The sequence below is a fragment of the Bacillus sp. LR--39 genome (assembly GCF_053613335.1).
In genome coordinates, this window is sequence record NZ_JBSIOT010000003.1 from 107,374 (window position 1) to 123,565 (window position 16,192).

The 16,192-nt window shown below is 46.2% G+C and carries 21 protein-coding genes and 1 pseudogene; 8 read left to right on the top strand and 14 right to left on the bottom strand.

Annotated elements, in window-relative coordinates:
- Positions 1 to 127 precede the first annotated feature (127 nt).
- Positions 128 to 445, top strand: coding sequence for a thioredoxin family protein (locus ACWHAR_RS15520; RefSeq protein ID WP_003156200.1), 318 nt, complete (start codon positions 128 to 130; stop codon positions 443 to 445).
- Here the strand turns inward: ACWHAR_RS15520 and ACWHAR_RS15525 are convergent.
- On the bottom strand, positions 442 to 1,335 hold the full coding sequence (locus ACWHAR_RS15525; RefSeq protein WP_032872987.1) for a cation diffusion facilitator family transporter: 894 nt from the start codon (positions 1,333 to 1,335) through the stop codon (positions 442 to 444). The genes ACWHAR_RS15520 and ACWHAR_RS15525 overlap by 4 nt on opposite strands.
- Positions 1,336 to 1,550: 215 nt before the next feature.
- Here ACWHAR_RS15525 and ACWHAR_RS15530 point away from each other — a divergent pair, with 215 nt between their 5' ends.
- Both ACWHAR_RS15530 and fbpB read left to right on the top strand, forming a co-directional pair.
- Positions 1,551 to 1,730, top strand: a complete 180-nt coding sequence (locus ACWHAR_RS15530) for a Fur-regulated basic protein FbpA (protein ID WP_032872984.1) — start codon at positions 1,551 to 1,553, stop codon at positions 1,728 to 1,730.
- Positions 1,717 to 1,863, top strand: coding sequence for a Fur-regulated basic protein FbpB (fbpB, locus tag ACWHAR_RS15535; protein WP_003156206.1), 147 nt, complete (start codon positions 1,717 to 1,719; stop codon positions 1,861 to 1,863). Before ACWHAR_RS15530 ends, fbpB begins: the two co-directional genes overlap by 14 nt.
- 26 nt (positions 1,864 to 1,889) lie before the next feature.
- Here the strand turns inward: fbpB and ACWHAR_RS15540 are convergent, their stop codons facing one another.
- The 8 genes from ACWHAR_RS15540 to ACWHAR_RS15575 form a co-directional block, all read right to left on the bottom strand.
- Positions 1,890 to 3,035, bottom strand: a complete 1,146-nt coding sequence (locus tag ACWHAR_RS15540) for an acyl-CoA dehydrogenase family protein (RefSeq protein WP_032872982.1) — start codon at positions 3,033 to 3,035, stop codon at positions 1,890 to 1,892.
- Between the two features lie 114 nt (positions 3,036 to 3,149).
- Positions 3,150 to 3,485, bottom strand: a complete 336-nt coding sequence (locus ACWHAR_RS15545; RefSeq protein WP_032872980.1) for a hypothetical protein — start codon at positions 3,483 to 3,485, stop codon at positions 3,150 to 3,152.
- A gap of 94 nt (positions 3,486 to 3,579) precedes the next feature.
- On the bottom strand, positions 3,580 to 4,347 hold the full coding sequence (locus ACWHAR_RS15550) for an ABC transporter permease (RefSeq protein ID WP_032872978.1): 768 nt from the start codon (positions 4,345 to 4,347) through the stop codon (positions 3,580 to 3,582).
- The gene (locus ACWHAR_RS15555; RefSeq protein WP_032872976.1) at positions 4,340 to 5,266 is read right to left on the bottom strand and encodes an ABC transporter ATP-binding protein; all 927 of its coding nucleotides are present in this window, start codon (positions 5,264 to 5,266) and stop codon (positions 4,340 to 4,342) included. The genes ACWHAR_RS15550 and ACWHAR_RS15555 overlap by 8 nt, the downstream gene beginning before the upstream one ends.
- A 101-nt stretch (positions 5,267 to 5,367) precedes the next feature.
- Complete coding sequence (locus ACWHAR_RS15560) at positions 5,368 to 6,417, bottom strand: AI-2E family transporter (protein ID WP_007410215.1); 1,050 nt, start codon at positions 6,415 to 6,417, stop codon at positions 5,368 to 5,370.
- A 185-nt stretch (positions 6,418 to 6,602) separates the two neighbouring features.
- The gene (gene dctP / locus ACWHAR_RS15565) at positions 6,603 to 7,859 is read right to left on the bottom strand and encodes a C4-dicarboxylate transporter DctP (RefSeq protein WP_032872974.1); all 1,257 of its coding nucleotides are present in this window, start codon (positions 7,857 to 7,859) and stop codon (positions 6,603 to 6,605) included.
- A gap of 108 nt (positions 7,860 to 7,967) precedes the next feature.
- On the bottom strand, positions 7,968 to 8,639 hold the full coding sequence (locus ACWHAR_RS15570) for a response regulator (protein WP_003156219.1): 672 nt from the start codon (positions 8,637 to 8,639) through the stop codon (positions 7,968 to 7,970).
- A complete protein-coding gene (locus tag ACWHAR_RS15575; RefSeq protein ID WP_032872971.1) occupies positions 8,614 to 10,236 on the bottom strand; it encodes an ATP-binding protein in 1,623 nt (540 codons plus the stop codon). Before ACWHAR_RS15575 ends, ACWHAR_RS15570 begins: the two co-directional genes overlap by 26 nt.
- Positions 10,237 to 10,316: 80 nt before the next feature.
- Here ACWHAR_RS15575 and ACWHAR_RS15580 point away from each other — a divergent pair, with 80 nt between their 5' ends.
- Entirely contained in the window at positions 10,317 to 11,369 is a 1,053-nt protein-coding gene (locus tag ACWHAR_RS15580) for a TRAP transporter substrate-binding protein (RefSeq protein ID WP_032872970.1), read from the top strand.
- A gap of 83 nt (positions 11,370 to 11,452) precedes the next feature.
- Positions 11,453 to 12,274: a manganese catalase family protein gene (locus ACWHAR_RS15585; RefSeq protein WP_014416954.1), complete on the top strand. Its 822-nt coding sequence runs from the start codon at positions 11,453 to 11,455 to the stop codon at positions 12,272 to 12,274.
- 35 nt (positions 12,275 to 12,309) lie between these two features.
- Here ACWHAR_RS15585 and ACWHAR_RS15590 read toward each other — a convergent pair whose 3' ends face one another.
- The 4 genes from ACWHAR_RS15590 to ACWHAR_RS15605 all read right to left on the bottom strand — a co-directional run bounded on the left by ACWHAR_RS15590 (position 12,310) and on the right by ACWHAR_RS15605 (position 14,416).
- On the bottom strand, positions 12,310 to 12,669 hold the full coding sequence (locus ACWHAR_RS15590; RefSeq protein WP_032872968.1) for a DUF4937 domain-containing protein: 360 nt from the start codon (positions 12,667 to 12,669) through the stop codon (positions 12,310 to 12,312).
- Positions 12,663 to 13,004 (bottom strand): cupin domain-containing protein, encoded by a 342-nt coding sequence (locus ACWHAR_RS15595; protein ID WP_014304387.1) that lies wholly within the window; start codon positions 13,002 to 13,004, stop codon positions 12,663 to 12,665. Before ACWHAR_RS15595 ends, ACWHAR_RS15590 begins: the two co-directional genes overlap by 7 nt.
- A gap of 134 nt (positions 13,005 to 13,138) precedes the next feature.
- Positions 13,139 to 13,510 (bottom strand): glucose starvation-inducible protein GsiB, encoded by a 372-nt coding sequence (gene gsiB, locus ACWHAR_RS15600; RefSeq protein WP_007609544.1) that lies wholly within the window; start codon positions 13,508 to 13,510, stop codon positions 13,139 to 13,141.
- Positions 13,511 to 13,609: 99 nt separating this feature from the next.
- Positions 13,610 to 14,416, bottom strand: coding sequence for an EcsC family protein (locus ACWHAR_RS15605; protein WP_032872967.1), 807 nt, complete (start codon positions 14,414 to 14,416; stop codon positions 13,610 to 13,612).
- A 166-nt stretch (positions 14,417 to 14,582) separates the two neighbouring features.
- On the opposite strand from ACWHAR_RS15605, the gene ACWHAR_RS15610 reads away from it, so the two are divergent.
- The 3 genes and pseudogenes from ACWHAR_RS15610 to ACWHAR_RS15620 form a co-directional block, all read left to right on the top strand.
- On the top strand, positions 14,583 to 14,948 hold the full coding sequence (locus ACWHAR_RS15610) for a DMT family transporter (protein ID WP_007609539.1): 366 nt from the start codon (positions 14,583 to 14,585) through the stop codon (positions 14,946 to 14,948).
- Positions 14,945 to 15,352, top strand: a complete 408-nt coding sequence (locus tag ACWHAR_RS15615) for a DUF5360 family protein (protein WP_032872965.1) — start codon at positions 14,945 to 14,947, stop codon at positions 15,350 to 15,352. Before ACWHAR_RS15610 ends, ACWHAR_RS15615 begins: the two co-directional genes overlap by 4 nt.
- Positions 15,353 to 15,409: 57 nt before the next feature.
- Positions 15,410 to 15,625, top strand: a pseudogene (locus tag ACWHAR_RS15620) (DUF2188 domain-containing protein); the annotation flags it as partial.
- Between the two features lie 58 nt (positions 15,626 to 15,683).
- Here ACWHAR_RS15620 and ACWHAR_RS15625 read toward each other — a convergent pair.
- Positions 15,684 to 16,037: a hypothetical protein gene (locus tag ACWHAR_RS15625; RefSeq protein ID WP_038457007.1), complete on the bottom strand. Its 354-nt coding sequence runs from the start codon at positions 16,035 to 16,037 to the stop codon at positions 15,684 to 15,686.
- Positions 16,038 to 16,192 lie beyond the last annotated feature (155 nt).

A 16,192-nucleotide genomic window follows, 5' to 3' on the forward strand; every position in this document is an offset into this window, starting at 1 on the left:
CTTTACTATCTTATCACTTTCCTCAGAAAATGATCTAATTATTTTTGGGCATTCTGAATATGAAAGCATTTGTATGTAATTCCTTTTTATTTTATATTAAAATGGCATGGAAAAGGAGATGTGTCATATGAAAAAAATCAGTACAACAGAACAATTTAATGAACTTATTCAATCCGACAAGGAAATCATCGTGAAATTTTTCGCTGACTGGTGCCCTGACTGCACGCGCATGAATATGTTCATCGGCGATATTTTGGAAGAATATAATCAAAATGATTGGTATGAACTGAACAGAGACGAGCTCCCTGAGCTTGCCGACAAATATCAGGTAATGGGCATCCCGAGCCTTCTGATCTTTAAAAACGGCGAAAAGAAAGCGCATCTTCACAGCGCAAACGCGAAAACGCCCGAAGAAGTCACAGAGTTTTTATCACAGCATATTTAATTCGTTTCACGATCTTTGTTTATGACTTCAGGCTCTACATGAACATGGACATGAGTCACATCATGTTCATGTTTTATTGCATATTCGACTTCATCGGCTACTTCATGGCCTTCTTTCACAGACAGTCCCGGATCTACCGTAATGACCATTTCCACATGAACCGTTCTCCCCAAATACCTTGCTTTCACATCCTTCAGCCTGCTGACCTCTTTTATTTCTTTCACCGTGTGTTTATACGGCTCCAAATCTTTCAGATCAAACCCGTCCGTCAATGAGTGGGAAGCATCTTTGAAGATGTCCCATGCCGTCTTACAGATGATGATTCCGATCAGAAAAGCAATGACCGGATCAATCCACGGCAGATGAAGCCGGGCCGTTAAGACGCCTATAAACGCCCCAATACTGACATAGGCGTCAGAACGGCTGTCTTTCGCCGCCGCATGAAGCGCAGAACTTTTAACCCGATCCGCAAGACGGCTGTTATATACATACATGCCGTACATTACAATCGCGCTTCCGAGCGCCGTCCATGCCGCAATGAGGCTCGGCTCGGCCTCCGTTCCGCTGACAATCGCCTTTGCTCCTCCGATCAGCACTTCAATACCGACCGCCATCATAATAAAAGACGCAATTAATGAAGAAATTGTTTCAGCCCGATAATGTCCGTAGGCATGATCAGTGTCAGCGGGGCGCTGGGAAATCCGGAGCCCGATCAGCACAGCCAGTGATGCGGCAATATCCGTGGCATTATTTAACCCGTCCGCTCTGAGCGCTTCAGAATGATAAATAAGACCGATCACCAGTTTGACGGCGGCAAGGATGAGGTACGCGGCGATATTAAGAATCGCGCCTTTCTCACCCCGTTTTAAGTTTGCCGTTTGATCATTCATGTAAGGACTCCTCCATTCTCATTCATAGTATGGATGGAAAAGCGGAAAAATAGCAGCTTTGATCTGACAGAATCAAATCAATTCGACAGCATTATTCCCCGGGAAACTTTTTGTCGAAAAATTGGCGGTATTTTTCCTTTACATATGAATATGCCCATTGTATACTTTCATTAATTGATAATGATTCTCAATATCATTTGATTAGGAGGGTAATCATGAGGTCTTCTCCTCAGCTCAGATCATCAGTTGAAGGACGAAAAAAACATCTGATCCATTTGCTGATCAATAACGGAATATACAAAAAGTCGGAACGGCATTTATATGAATTATCGCTCGGAGAATTAGAAAGCGAATACAAATATGTAAGGAAGGTGCGGACTTATGGCGAAACGTAAAATAAAAACATACGAACAGCTGATAAAAGAAAACAAGGCGGCCATTATGAATAATCAAAAGCTGATGAATGTGATCTATGACAGAATTGACCGCAAGCATCAAAAACTGCTCCGGCACAACAGCCATACATAAAAAGAGCCTTTTTCAGGCTCTTTTTTTTATTGCTCAAAGGCTTCCGCCGCTAATTTGCCGATGACCGCATCGTCCATCGGCGGATTGTGAAGGCCGGCCCGGGCATCCCGATAATACCGCTGAAGCGGATTGTTTCGCTCAAGGCTTTTTGCGCCAGTGATTCTCATTGCTTTATCAACAACAGAAAGGACGGCATTTGTCACAATATGTTTTGCGGCGCCGAGCTCGCTTTTGATGAAAGGGCGGCGTTTCGGGTCATCATACATTTGCGCCGCCGTGAAGAGAAACTGTCTCGCTTTTAACAATTCGAGCTCCATTTCCCCGACACGCTGCTGAACAGCCGGCACGTCTTTAATCGGTCCGTTCAGGCTGCTCGGCGAATATTCGGATGCAAACCGGACGGCATAGTCCCTTGCCGCTTGAGCGATACCCAGATAAGCAGCGGGAATGTGAAGCAGCCAGCCATTCACTTTCGCCGCTCTTGGCCCGCTGATAAGCTCCACAAGCCGCTCGTCATTGACCGTGACATGATCTAAAAGGAGATCATGGCTTCCGGTCGCCTTCATGGCAATCATATCCCATGTTTCTTCGACTGAAACGCCTGCCTGATCTTTATGAATGAGAAAAACACCGGTCGTTTGTTTTTCTTCAATCCATGCCGTCACAAGCATATAATCCAAAGTCAGCGAAAGGGTTGTAAAGGTTTTTCGGCCGTTCAGCACCCATTTTCCGTCTTTTTTGACAGCGGAGGTGCCGGGTCTTCCTCCCCTCGTCGGACTGCCGGTCTGCCGTTCCGTCGCTGCCCTGTTCAGGACAGCTCCCTTTTTCACCTCTTCTGTGATAAATGAAAAGACATCTTCATCCCAGCTGTTTCCTTCTCCGAGCTCACCCATGACGGATAAATGCCAGCCGATTCCGAGAGCCACGGCCGCGTCTCCCCGCGCCAGCCGTTCCTGAAACAGCACCATATCATAAACGGAAATGCCTGCACCGCCGAATGCCTCAGGTACTGTTAACGCCGTATATCCTGCGTCGCGCAGTCTTTGAATTTTCTCCGCGGGAAAACGGCCCGCCTCATCATCAAGCGCGGCTGTTGTTTGAAATTCGTCTGCAAGCAGGCCGATTTTTTCCATCCATTCCCTCTGCCGTTCATTCTGTATCCATAAAGACACTGGAATCCCCCCATTATAATTCCGATAAAGTTAATAAGTATTATAGAGATTCAAGTCTCGTTTCGCAACTGTGAGGCTGTACAAAAAAACGCGCTATTCCATGGAATAGCGCGTTCAGACTGCTTCCGGGCCGCGGTCCTGCTTGAGCCCGAGATAAATCAGCATATATGTGAGATACCCCATCGTCATCACAAGCCCGCCAAAGAAAAAGCTTGAAAAAATCGGCTCTTCAAACGCGGTAACCGCCGCAAGCACGATCCAGCTTGCATACAGGTAGATGATGAAATAACGGAATCCCGTCTTCAATTTATATAAGAGAAACAGCCCCACTGTAGAAAACAATCCCAGCGCAAGTCTGAAATAAACAAGATGTTCGAATTGGAACATGAATGACACAAAGGAAAAACCAAGCAATAACACAATCGGTAATGCGGTAATAAAATTTCTCAAGTGAGCACCTCCGTCATTACCTTTATTATAAATCAAAATAGCATAAATTATTGATTTATCGTGATCTTTTTCACAAAAATGTCATTCCTTTACTTTATACCCGAACATCGCGTTTGCAAAAGCTCCACCAAGCGACGGCTAAGAAGAATACGATATGGATAATGATAATGCCTGCGGAAAATAACGGCGTCATTCCCGCAAACAGCGGTTTCGCCCCGCTCATATATTGCGTCAGGTCAGTATTTGCGAACAGCAGAAAACTTCCCCATTTGTTTTGGAAGAGCGACATAATCGTCACGAGTGATTTTGCGCCGTACAGCACGATAAATGACAAAATGACGGCCGTTGCGCTGTTTCGGAATACAGAAGAACACAACAAGCCAAAACATGCCATCGCAAACGCCTCGACCCAGTTCGTGCCGATTACTTTCAGGGTGTTCATAAGAAGCGTCCCTGATTCAGATGTCACCGACACGCCGAAGAAAGCCATGCCGAACAGCAGAGACAGAACATAGTACGCCGCATACAGGTACAAGCTGACCAAAAATACGGTAATGAGTTTAGATACAAAAATCCGCTCCCGCTTTACCGGGCGGATTAACAAAAATTTGATCGTTTTCTTATCAAATTCAGCGGAAATGATCGTTGCCGCGATCACGATTGTTAACGCCTCAAGCAGAATATTCAGCCCGGGCGCGTACGCCATATAGCCGATGAAATTCTCATCCGTTCCGGAACTGATGACAAGCCGTTTAATGACAAGCGCCATAATAAATTGGAGAACGGCCATCAGAATCAGCGCCACTAATGAGACTTTTCGGTTAAAGAGCTTCATATGCTCATTCGCTGTCAATTTAAACATTCGTCTCCCCCTCCTCTTGAAGCGCCGTCGTCACTTTCATGAATTCATCCTCCAGCGATTCCGCATACGGCATGATGGAATACACGAGAAAGTCTTGTCCGACGAGCGCACGGTTTAATGCCGGGATGTCCTTCTTCGCTACGGTGACGGTAATGCCCCCGCCGTTTTTCTCCGGAGCAAATTGCTGTTGGGACAGCCATTCGAAGGCTTCGTCAGCCGGCTGAATGTCGAGGACGGCTTTTTCTTCTTTTTCCTCAGCGCCGCGCAGAACAACCTCTGTTTTGATCTCACCTTTTTGAATGATGATGACACGGTCGCAAAGGTCCTCCACTTCACGCAATAAATGCGTCGCAAAAAGGATGCTCGTCCCTTCAAGCTCCGCGAGTTCCTTTAAGTGATCGCGGAAATCCTTCATTCCGCCGGGATCAAGCCCGTTTGTCGGTTCATCTAAAATGAGCAGATTCGGACGGTGAAGAATGGCCTGCGCAATCCCGAGACGCTGACGCATACCAAGGGAATACGTTTTAATTTTGTCATGAACGGCGTTTGTGAGCCCGACCCGCTCGATGACTTCCTGAAGCCTGTCCTCTTTGATGTTTTTGTGCATGTTGGCAAAGTGCTTCAGATTTTCCCACCCCGTCAGGTACGGGTAGAATTCAGGATTTTCCACGATCGCTCCGACTGATTCAAGCGCTTTTTCGAAATCAGCATCGTGCTGAAAGCCGTTAATTGTAATCGTGCCGCTGTTTTTCTTTAAAATACCGACGATGATTCGGATAAGTGTGGTTTTTCCCGACCCGTTCGGACCGAGCAAACCGATGATCTCGCCCTGCCTGACATCCATGCTGATGTTTTTTAAAATGTGCTTTTTGCCTATTGTTTTGTCAAGGCCTTCAATATGTAAAATCGGCTCAGTCATACAGCCTTCCTCCTTTTTCACAAAAAATAAACAGTGCCCGTACATAGGCACTGTCTGCATTATAACATTAGTCATATATTCGTGAAGAGCCGGAGCCGACGTTATGTCTTATCCGGGACCGGTCCGTTTTTTTCCTTTTCTTCATTATTGACGACATCCAGAATATCAAGCAGGAACACAAAAATCGGAATTCCGATAATCAAGCCCCAGATACCGAAGAAATGTTCCGAGAAAATCAGAACCGTAAAGGTAAAAAAGATCGGCAGTTCCGTTTTCGCTGACATCAGTTTCGGATTAAGGAAGTACGTCTCAATCGCATGGATGACGAAAATGACCAGCACGATGTAGATGACATACGCTGCGCCGCCCGTCGTATACGCAATGATGCTGAGCGGAATGAGCGAAATCACCACACCCGCCACGGGAATGAGCCCGAGGAAAAAGACCATGATTGAAAGGCCGAACAGCTGCGGAAAATGCAGAATCGCCAATGCGATCAAGGTGAGGATACAGTTCACCAGCGCGATAATAAATTGGGCTTCAAGCACTTTGCCGAATGTTCTCGCAAATTTGCTGCCGAAATAAGCAAGTTCGTAGTAAAAAACAGACAGCTTGCTGTGCTGAAATTTTTTCATAAACTCCGTGAGCCGCTTTTTCTCGAACAGGAAAAACATGCTGAGAATCAGTGACATCACGACCTGCAAACCGAAAGTGCTGATATCGGCCAAGTATGTATACAGTACATTAAAACCTTCTTTTACATAGGAACCGATATTGATATCGCCGAACACGCTCGATATCTCATCATAAAACGGAATGACATCGGGATGATACGCGATGTGCTTGATCTGCTTAATCAGCTGTTCAATCTGCTTGGCAACAATCGGGTAAAAGACAAAGCCTCCGACAGTCGCCCCGACAGCCAGCGCAATATATAAAACGGTGATGACCACCCTCTGGCTGATCCGGAAAAAATGGTTCAACACGTGCCGGATGACAGTCTCCAGCCGATCCATCAGAAAAGTAAAAATAAACGTAAGCAAAATCAAATTAATCATACTTCGGAATACAACTAACACCCCAGTCAAAACAAGAAAAACGGAAAAACGTCTGACACCCGGATGCTGAAAAAATTTAAAAATAGCCGCCATTTATACACTCCTGCTAGGACAAAAAGCCCTTAGATTTCATCTTTCACTCTCTAATTGTAAATTATATAACAAAATGACGCTAAGGTCTTTGTCCACCTCCTAATAAATTTAAACAAATTTATCTTTTTTACTCATGGAGGCCGAAAAAAAGAACGGCATGCCCGATGCATGCCGTTCCTTTCCTTTTATACCGCCGTTTTCATTTCTTTTACGGCCTGTGTGCTTTTCGTTTCGTCAAACTCATTTTCGCTCTTGGCTACGATGATGGTGGCGATTCCGTTTCCGATCAGGTTGACGATCGCCCTTCCTTCACTCATAAAGCGGTCAACGCCGAGGAGCAGCGCCAGTCCCTCCAGCGGGATAACCTGAAGCGCCGATAAAGTGGAGGCAAGTACGATAAATCCGCTTCCGGTTACGCCCGCCGCGCCTTTTGATGTCAGCATCAGCACGAGAATGATCGTAACCTGCTGGCCGATGGTAAGGTCAACACCGAACACCTGCGCCAGAAAAACCGTCGCCATGGACAGATAAATCGAGGTGCCGTCCAGGTTAAAAGAATATCCCGTCGGAATGACAAGGCCGACAACCGATTTGGAACAGCCGTAACGCTCCATTTTATCCATCATCCGCGGAAGGACGGACTCAGAAGAGCTTGTGCCGAGAACGATGAGCAGTTCATCTTTAATAAAACGGAGATAGTTCCACAAGCTGAAACCGAATAGTTTGCAAATGATATTCAAAGCGACAAATACAAACAGGAACATCGTAACGTATACAGACAGCATCAGACTCGCCAGCGGCTTGATGGAATCAAGGCCGAAGTGCCCGATCGTATAGGCCATGGCCCCGAATGCGCCGATCGGCGCCGCGCGCATGATGTAGCCGATGATTTTGAAAAAAACGTGCGACAGTTTATCAAAGAAATCAATAATGCTTTTGCCTCTTTCACCGAGCGCCGCCAGGCCGACACCGAATAAAACAGAAAAGAATAAGACCTGAAGAATGTCGCCTTTTGCGAAAGCGTCAACCATATTTGACGGAACGATGTGAGTGATAAACTCAATCCAGTCAATCCCCTGTCCCCCGTTTTGCGTGTACTGAGAGACATCCCCTTTTTCAAGCTTGCTGTAATCAAGCCCCTCACCGGGTTTCATGATATTGACGACCAGAAGTCCGATAATAAGGGCGATGGTGGTCACGACTTCAAAATAAATAAATGCTTTTCCCCCGACTTTGCCGACTTTTTTCATGTCTCCCATCTTGGCGATGCCAAGCACGATCGTCAGGAATATGATCGGTGCGATAATCATTTTTACCGCATTGATAAATGTATCGCCGAGCGGCTTCATCTGCTTCCCGGCCTCAGGCCACACAAGTCCGACAATGACGCCGATGATCACCGCCGTGATGACCTGCACCGTAAGATTTTTGAAAATTTTCATCCCTACTCCCCCTTGCCTCTCGCTGCGTCTATACGAGAATGATAGCGTTTTCATACGAAGAGGGGAAGCTTATGATCATAACGGACATTTTGGTCTTTTTGGTCTCGGCTAGCGGACGAATTTGTAGCGGTTAACCGGCCGGCCCACTCCCCCGTATTGAATGTCGAGCTTAATCTGGCCGTCTTTCTCAAGAAAATCAAGATAACGCCGCGCCGTCACCCTTGCGATCCCGAGCGCTTTGGCGGCTTCTTCAGCTGAAAGCGGCTCCGTCTGCTGTTTCATATAGGTCAAAATTTCATTCATCGTAAAATGATTTAACCCCTTCGGCAGATCCCTGGACGGATTTTGCGGAATTTTAAGCAGCATGTCAAGCTGCTCTTGCGACATGGTGTCATGCTCTTCAATTTTCCGTTTATATTGTTTATAGTTTTCGAGCGCCTGTCTCATCCGCTCCAGCTTAAACGGCTTCAAAATATAGTCGGCCGCACCGTTTTGCAGCATAAGCTGGATTGTTTCTTTGTCTTTTGCGGCCGAGACGATGATGACGTCCACTTCGAGCTTTTGTTTTCTGATTTCCTGGAGCGTTTTAATTCCGTCTTTTTTCGGCATGTATACGTCTAATACCACGAGCCCGGGCCGCAGATCTTTTATAAGCCTGATTCCCTCGTCTCCGTCAGCGGCCGTGGCGATTACGCTGAACCCCGAAACACCGGTGATAAATTCTTTATTCACCTCCTGCACCATCGGATCATCTTCAATAAGCAGTACCTTGATGTCCATCGAATGATTCCTCTCCCTTCATCGGAAATAAAATAGAAAATGCCGTTCCCTGTCCCTGCCGTGTGTCGACTTCAATGACGCCCATCCCTTTGTCGACGATTTGTTTGACGAGGTACAAGCCGTATCCCGTTCCTCCCGTTTTATTGACGGTAAACCCTTTGTCATAAAGGCGCGGAATGTGCTGATCGGAAATCCCGCTTCCGTTGTCTTCTATTAATATAGCAAGCACCTCATCATTTTGCTCGATACTGATGTCAATATGTTTGTCCTCCGTGTCCGCTGTTTCGAATGCGCCGAACGCATTCTCGATTAAATTGCCGAGCAGGACGACAATGTCATGCTGGTCGACATGCTCCGGAAATGCCGAGAAACTGCTGTTTTCATCAATTTTCACAGAGATGCCAAGCTCTTTTCCTCTTTTGATTTTGCTTAACAGCAGCCCCGCCGCAGCGTCATTCTGAATGGCCTGATGAAGAAAATCGGTGACGCTTTCTTGTTCTGACGATTCCTTAAAAGCAAGCTGGAGCGCTTTTTCTGATTTTCCGAGCTGAATCAGTCCCGCGATGGTGTGAAGCTTGTTCATATGTTCATGATTTTGAACTCTGAGCGCATCGACAAAATTTTTCACACCGGTCAGTTCTTCCGCCATTTTCGCCGCTTCCGTCCTGTCCTGAAAAATGGCGACGGCTCCGATGACCTTCTTTTTCATGACGATCGGAATTCTGCTGCTCATGATCACCTTTCCGCTGACTTGGATTTCTTCATTGTATACGGCTCGGTTCCGCTCGACGATCTCAGGGAGCCGCGAATCTTTTAACACGTCCCAGATCAGCCTGCCATCGGTCTCTTGTCTGACATTGAATATCTGCTTCGCTTTTTCATTAAAAATGGTGATGTGATGCTGGTTATCGATCGCGATGACGCCCTCATTCATTGAATGAAACGTAGCGGTCCGTTCCTCATACATTCTCACGATCTCATGGGGCTCCAGCCAAAACATTTGTTTTTTGATGTGGCGGGCCAGTAAAAAGGAGCCGGCCAGTCCGAACCCGAGCGCCAGCAGAACGATAAACAGTATTTCATGTTTCAGCTGAAGAAGAATTTCACCGAATCCGGGCAGCGCTTTACCGGCCAGAACGACGCCGATCTGATTCAAATCCCGGTCTTTGATGGGATAAAAAGCGCGGACGGCGGTGCCGATCTCTCCCTTTGCTTCGGAAAAATAAATGTGCTCGGCGAACGCCGCGGCTTCGTCCTCACCCCTTGAACGCTTTCCGATCATTGTGCTGACGGGATGCGAATAGCGGATATGATCCATATCCATGACGACGATGTAGTCCGCTTCATTGATGATCCTTATTTCTTCGACCGCATGGCGCACGTCATCCCTTTGTTTTTTCTGCTCGAGGGCGCGTTTGACATCGGTCATCTCAGATACCGTCCGCGCGGTATTCATCAGCCGTTTTTTTAGCTCGCGCTCCTCTGTATGCTGAATATTGCCGATCAGCACGATGCCGACGATCAAAAAGGTAAAAAGCACGACGATATAAGAAAGTATGGTGATTTTCCAGCGGATGGTGAGCTTTTTTTTCGTCATTGGCCTCTTCCTTTCCGTCTCTTTACGAAAACGGCCCGCCCGATTATGCTTGTTATAGAAAATGGCGGAGGGGGTTTTCGATGAAAAGCTTGCTGACTTGTCTCAGCCTGATGGTACTCGGTATCGGAACCGCTTTATTCATCGGCTTTCATGATCATTTCTCAACGGATGAACCGTATTATGATGACGAACAGGAAGGCCTGAAAGATCAAATCGTTTTCAAATTTAGCCATGTCGTTGCTGAAAACACGCCTAAAGGGCGGGCGGCGAATAAGTTTGCCGACCTTGTCTATCAAAAGTCCGGCGGCACCATTAAAGTAGAGGTGTTTCCAAACGGGAGCCTCTATTCAGATAATGAAGAAATAAACGCCCTCCAAAACGGGGACGTGCAATTCATCGCTCCCTCCACCTCAAAGCTCGGATCACTGTCTCCCGAATGGGGTGTTTTGGATCTGCCGTACGCGTTTACAAACTATAAAGCCGTGCAAGAAGGCCTCAACGGCAAAATCGGCACACGCCTGTTCGCTTCATTAGAAAAGCATCATTTGAAAGGACTGGCGTACTGGACGAACGGATTTAAGCAGCTTACGTCAAATAAAGGACCGATCTTCACTCCGGACGATTTGAAAGGACAGGCGCTCAGGATCATGCCGAGCAGCGTGATCGAAGACCAATACCGTCTGCTCGGCGCGCACCCGCGGCAGGATTCCTTTAATTCCACGTTTCAGCTCTTGGAAAGCAATCTTGTAGACGGAGAAGAAAATACGATTTCAAATATCTATTCTAAAAAATTTTATAATGTTCAAGATTATTTGACAATCAGCAATCACGGGTACCTCGGTTATGCCGTGATGACCGACGAGCATTTCTGGAATTCGCAGACAGAAAAAACGAGAGCCATCTTAACGGAGGCGATGAGAGAAACGACGGAATGGAACGAAGCCTCCGCTGAGAAAATGAATAAAGACCAGCTTGAAGAGATAAAGAAGAATTCATCCATTCATATTCATGTGCTGAGCAAAGCGGAAAAGAACACATGGATGCAACGCCTCGACCCGATTTACGGACAATATGAACAGGTGATCGGCCGCGGGCTTGTGCAGGATTTGTTATCCTTGCGCCGCGAGCCTTAGCAGGACCAATACGCCCATCTCCGTTTCATCCCTTTTCCCGCCGGGGAAGTAAATAGGGACAGAGCAAAAAAGGAGATGGAGACATGTTTACACATACGAAAAAACTGCAGCATCCGGCTAAACCGGATCGTCCTGACCCGCTGTTCGCAAAAAAGATGCAGGAAATTTTAGGGGGACAATACGGGGAGATATCCGTCGCCATGCAATATTTGTTCCAAGGATGGAATACACGGGGCAATGAAAAATATAAGGATCTTCTGATGGATACCGCGACGGAAGAAATCGGCCATGTCGAAATGATCGCGACGATGATTGCGAGACTGTTAGAAGACGCCCCGCTGGCAGAGCAGGAAAAAGCGGCTGATGATCCGGTCATCGGGTCCATTTTAGGCGGGATGAATCCGCATCATGCAATTGTCTCAGGACTCGGCGCAATGCCGGAGAGCAGCACGGGCGTTCCGTGGAGCGCAGGCTATATCGTCGCAAGCGGAAACCTTCTGGCAGACTTCCGGGCCAATCTGAACGCCGAATCACAAGGAAGGCTTCAAGTCGCACGCCTGTATGAAATGACCGATGATAAAGGCGTGAAAGATATGCTCAGCTTTTTATTGGCCCGCGATACCATGCATCAAAACCAATGGCTTGCGGCCATTAAAGAATTAGAAGAACAGGAAGGTCCGATCGTTCCTTCCACATTCCCGAAGGCGCTGGAAAAACAGTCATTCTCCCATAAGCTTATTCATTTCTCAGATGGAGCAGAAAGCGCTGAACAAAATTGGCTGAAGGAAACAGCGCCGGACGGAGAACCATTTGAATACGAAAAGGAACCGAAAGCGCACGGCGAAATAGCTAAGCTGGATCCCGTCCCGCCGTATGTCCACAACACGCTTCCCGGACGCGAGTAAAGACAAAGCCCAAAACAAACTGTTTTGGGCTTTCATTATGCCTTCTGAACCGTCCAGTCCGGTTCGTATCGGATGTCCGGGTGATGTAACAGCTCGTGAATGATAGCTTCATCCTCTTCGTACAGCATCACTTCTATTGAAAGAATCGCAGCCTTCTGCTCGATTTCTTCGTATATGCGGTCATGTTCGTTCCCCATAAAATCATCATAGGCCTGTCTGTTCTCCCAAACGCTGATGATCTCTGCGATGAACAGGCCGTCTGCGTTTTTCCGCCACCCGCCGGCCTGTTTGACGAAGCCATTTACACATGATAATGCTCCCCACCTTGACTGTGCTTGCGCAAATGCTTCAGCGTTTGCAGCGTCTGTTTCACATACAATCTTCTTGATCAGCATGACCGTTCCTCTGTGATGACTGTTTTCGCATGCGTATGCTCGACACAGAGATTCACGGTTCTGACGTATGAGCGGGTGCGGTGAATCGTGCCTTTCGGGATGAGCAGGCTGTCATTTGCTTTGAGCACTGCGGTTTCTTTGTCCTTAAAATCGATCAGCAGCTCACCTTCCAGAACGATGAACCATTCATCTGAGTCAGGGTGATGGTGCCAGTCATATTCTCCCGTAAACACTGCGAGGCGCACACAGTGGTCATTGATCTCCGCGATTGAAAAATTGTCGTGTTTTTCTTTGACTTTATTGGCGATAGCGAGCAAATTCAGCATGTCAGACACGAGTGAAAAACCCCTTTTTCATTTTATTGTATCGCAACGGCGGCTCAGATCAAGATTTTCCCAAAATAAAAAGCGATCCAGCTGATGCGCCGGATCGCTTTTGATCTGCAGGTTGTCTGCCTTTTATGCTTTTATTAGCTGCTTCGTCTGTTTCCGCCTTTTTGGCCGATTTCCTTATAAAAATCTTTGTCATGATTTTTGCTTGTTGCTTCTCCGCCTTTTTGGCCGATTTCTTGATAGAAATCCTTGTCATGGTTATTGCTTGTTGCTTCTCCGCCTTTTTCACCGATTTCCTGATAGAATTCTTTGTCGTGATTTTTGCTTGTTGCTTCTCCGCCTTTTTCACCGATTTCCTGATAGAATTCTTTGTCGTGATTTTTGCTTGTTGCTTCTCCGCCTTTTTGACCAATTTCCTGATAGAATTCTTTGTCATGGTTATTGCTTGTCGCTTCTCCGCCTTTTTTACCTGCTTCTTCTCTGCTCATTTTGTTATTATCTTGTGCCATTTTTGAATTCCTCCTTTAATTGGTGTTGGTTGTTGGTTTCCCGATTTCAGAACTGCTAAACAAAGAAAACACATTGAATGTGTTTTCGGGTGGTTTTTATCATTCTGTATCGTGCATGCGTTTTAGAATCCGGCGTTTTTTATAAAGCATGGTGCCTGTTTCCGCGATGCTTTCTAAAGCTGAACGGTTGGCGGACGCGCCGAAGATGATGCCCGCGACCGGAACCATTTGCAGCAGTTTTTTCGCGGCGAACGTATCGCGGTAGCTGTAAACGACTTCCCGCCAGCCTTGGATTTGCGAGGCGACGCGCTGATAGGCGCGGTCGTTTTGATCATATTGCCGTAAATCTTGCAGGATCGCTTTTTTTCCGATGACGTCACTGGATGCAAGCTGGAGCAATTTGACGATAAACACGCGTTCTTTTTTGTCTTTCGGATCAAAGCCGTAAGCAACCGCGATATCCTGCAGCGTCTTTAAGGACAGGCCGAGCATCGCCGGAATGTCTGCCGCCAGCGTGAATACACCGCCGACTCCCGTTGCGGCTCCCTGCACCGTCGCGGCCTTTACGCTTGTACGCGCTATGGCTTCTGCGATTTCGTCCATGACGGCAAGCGGCGCATTGCGGATGTCGTGAAGCGTTTGACATGTACCGTGCGGCAGCCGTTTTTGAAACTTTTTCATGATGCGCTTTTCTGATGTAAGGTACTGTCCGCCTGACTGAATAAACGTTCCCGTTTCATCGAGAATGAGTCCGATTTTCCTCTGAATAAATTGCGGTGTCAGCTTGTCCAAAAGCTGAAACGGCAAGCGGGTGAATGTTTGCCAGAACATCACCCTCTGCTGCGCCTTTTCCCATTTTTGAATGTCTCTCAGTTGTCTTTCCAGGTCTGTCCGCTCTTCTGTCACCCGTCCTGCACGTCCTTTCTGATTTCTTTGTTCATAGTATACCTTTATGGCGTTTTCTTTTTACACCCGGCCGGATTTTTTATCCGGAAAACATTCCATTGTTTAATTTTCTTCAAATTCTATATATTGTATAATTTTGAATAATACGATTGAAGGAGAATGTTGAATGCAATGGATTTATTTAAGTTTAGCGATCATTTTTGAAGTATTGGGTACGGTCAGCATGAAATTATCAAATGGATTTACAAAACTTGTCCCAAGTATTTTATTATTATTGTTTTATATCGGCAGCCTTTGTTTTCTTACTTTGACTTTGAAATATATAAGTGTCTCCATCGCGTATGCGGTCTGGTCGGGAATGGGGATCGTGCTGATTTCCGCGATCGGAATTTTTTTCTTTCATGAACAGTTCTCTGTCATAAAAGCTGTCTCTGTTCTTCTGATCATCATCGGTGTTGTTTCCTTAAACTTTATTTCTGAAAGTGAAACGTCATCAAACGGCATCAGCGTTCATACGGACAGAAACAGATGATGAAAGGGTTAAAGGTTCTCTTCCTCATCACAGATATTGGATTTATCGTTTATTGGATTGTTACTTTTTTTGAGTGGATTCCAAAAAACATGGTGTTTAAAGATTATGATAACGCCATGATAATGGCCTGGAACTGGTCATTCTTTCCCTTAGATATTTTCATTTCGATAACCGGGCTGTACAGCTTGTTTCTTTATAAACGGAAACATGCGTTATGGCGCTCTTTCGCATTAATATCACTTGTGCTGACCTTTTGTTCAGGCCTGCAAGCGATTGCCTTTTGGGTATTTATCGGTGATTTTGATTTTATGTGGTGGGCATTCAATCTGTACTTGCTTCTTTATCCTTTATATTTTATTCGGAAATTGCTGGTCTCTCGTAAAAATAGCTGTCATTCTTTTTGATGAGGCGGTTTTCTTTTTCTTCAGGCGGGAAACACTTTTCATAAAGGAGTGATAGACATGCCTTGGTCTATGAAGGATTATCCGCAATCATTGAAGAATCTCGAGGAACCTGTGAAGAAAAAAGCGATCGAAATCGCGAATGCGATGGTAGATGAGGGTTATGAAGAAGGACGGGCCATTCCCATTGCGACAAGTCAGGCGAAAGAGTGGAAAAAAAACGCTTCTAAAGAAGAAATTGATCAGCTGATGAAACACGATGATGAAACGAAACGCGGAAATTGAATCGGAATAAAGGAAAAACCCCGCTCTCAAGAGAACGAGGTTTTTCTGCTTATAAACCGTAATAATAAGATAGTGTGGTGACTGAAACGTAGCCTGTCGCTCCTGCATACGTGACTTTCAGCCATTTATTAGAATTCGTGTAGTGGCCTTGAACATATTCTCCGGTTACCCAAGAACCTGTAATTTTTTTACCGCTTGAGAATGTTGTGATCGTTGAACAGCTGACCTTAGAGCATGAGCGCATATTAGCACCGTAAATACCAACTGTACCCCCGCTGGCTAAAATGGAAACGTCCGGTTCAGCTTTAGGTTTGAAAGCTGCTGCTGATGCAGAGCCGCCAAAAGCGAATAAAGAAACAGCAAAAATCATGGCGAAAGAAATGATCGACAAACGACGTACCAAGAAAATTCCCCCTCTTTTATCATATGGCTGGAAAGCTTTCCTGACGTTATTATACTTTTTTGCCCGGGAGACTGAAATAAGTCTAATGCTCCAACTTCTTTTCTTCGCAAGTGACCATGCCGATTCTTTATTTGATAAATAACAGCGGTTTATTG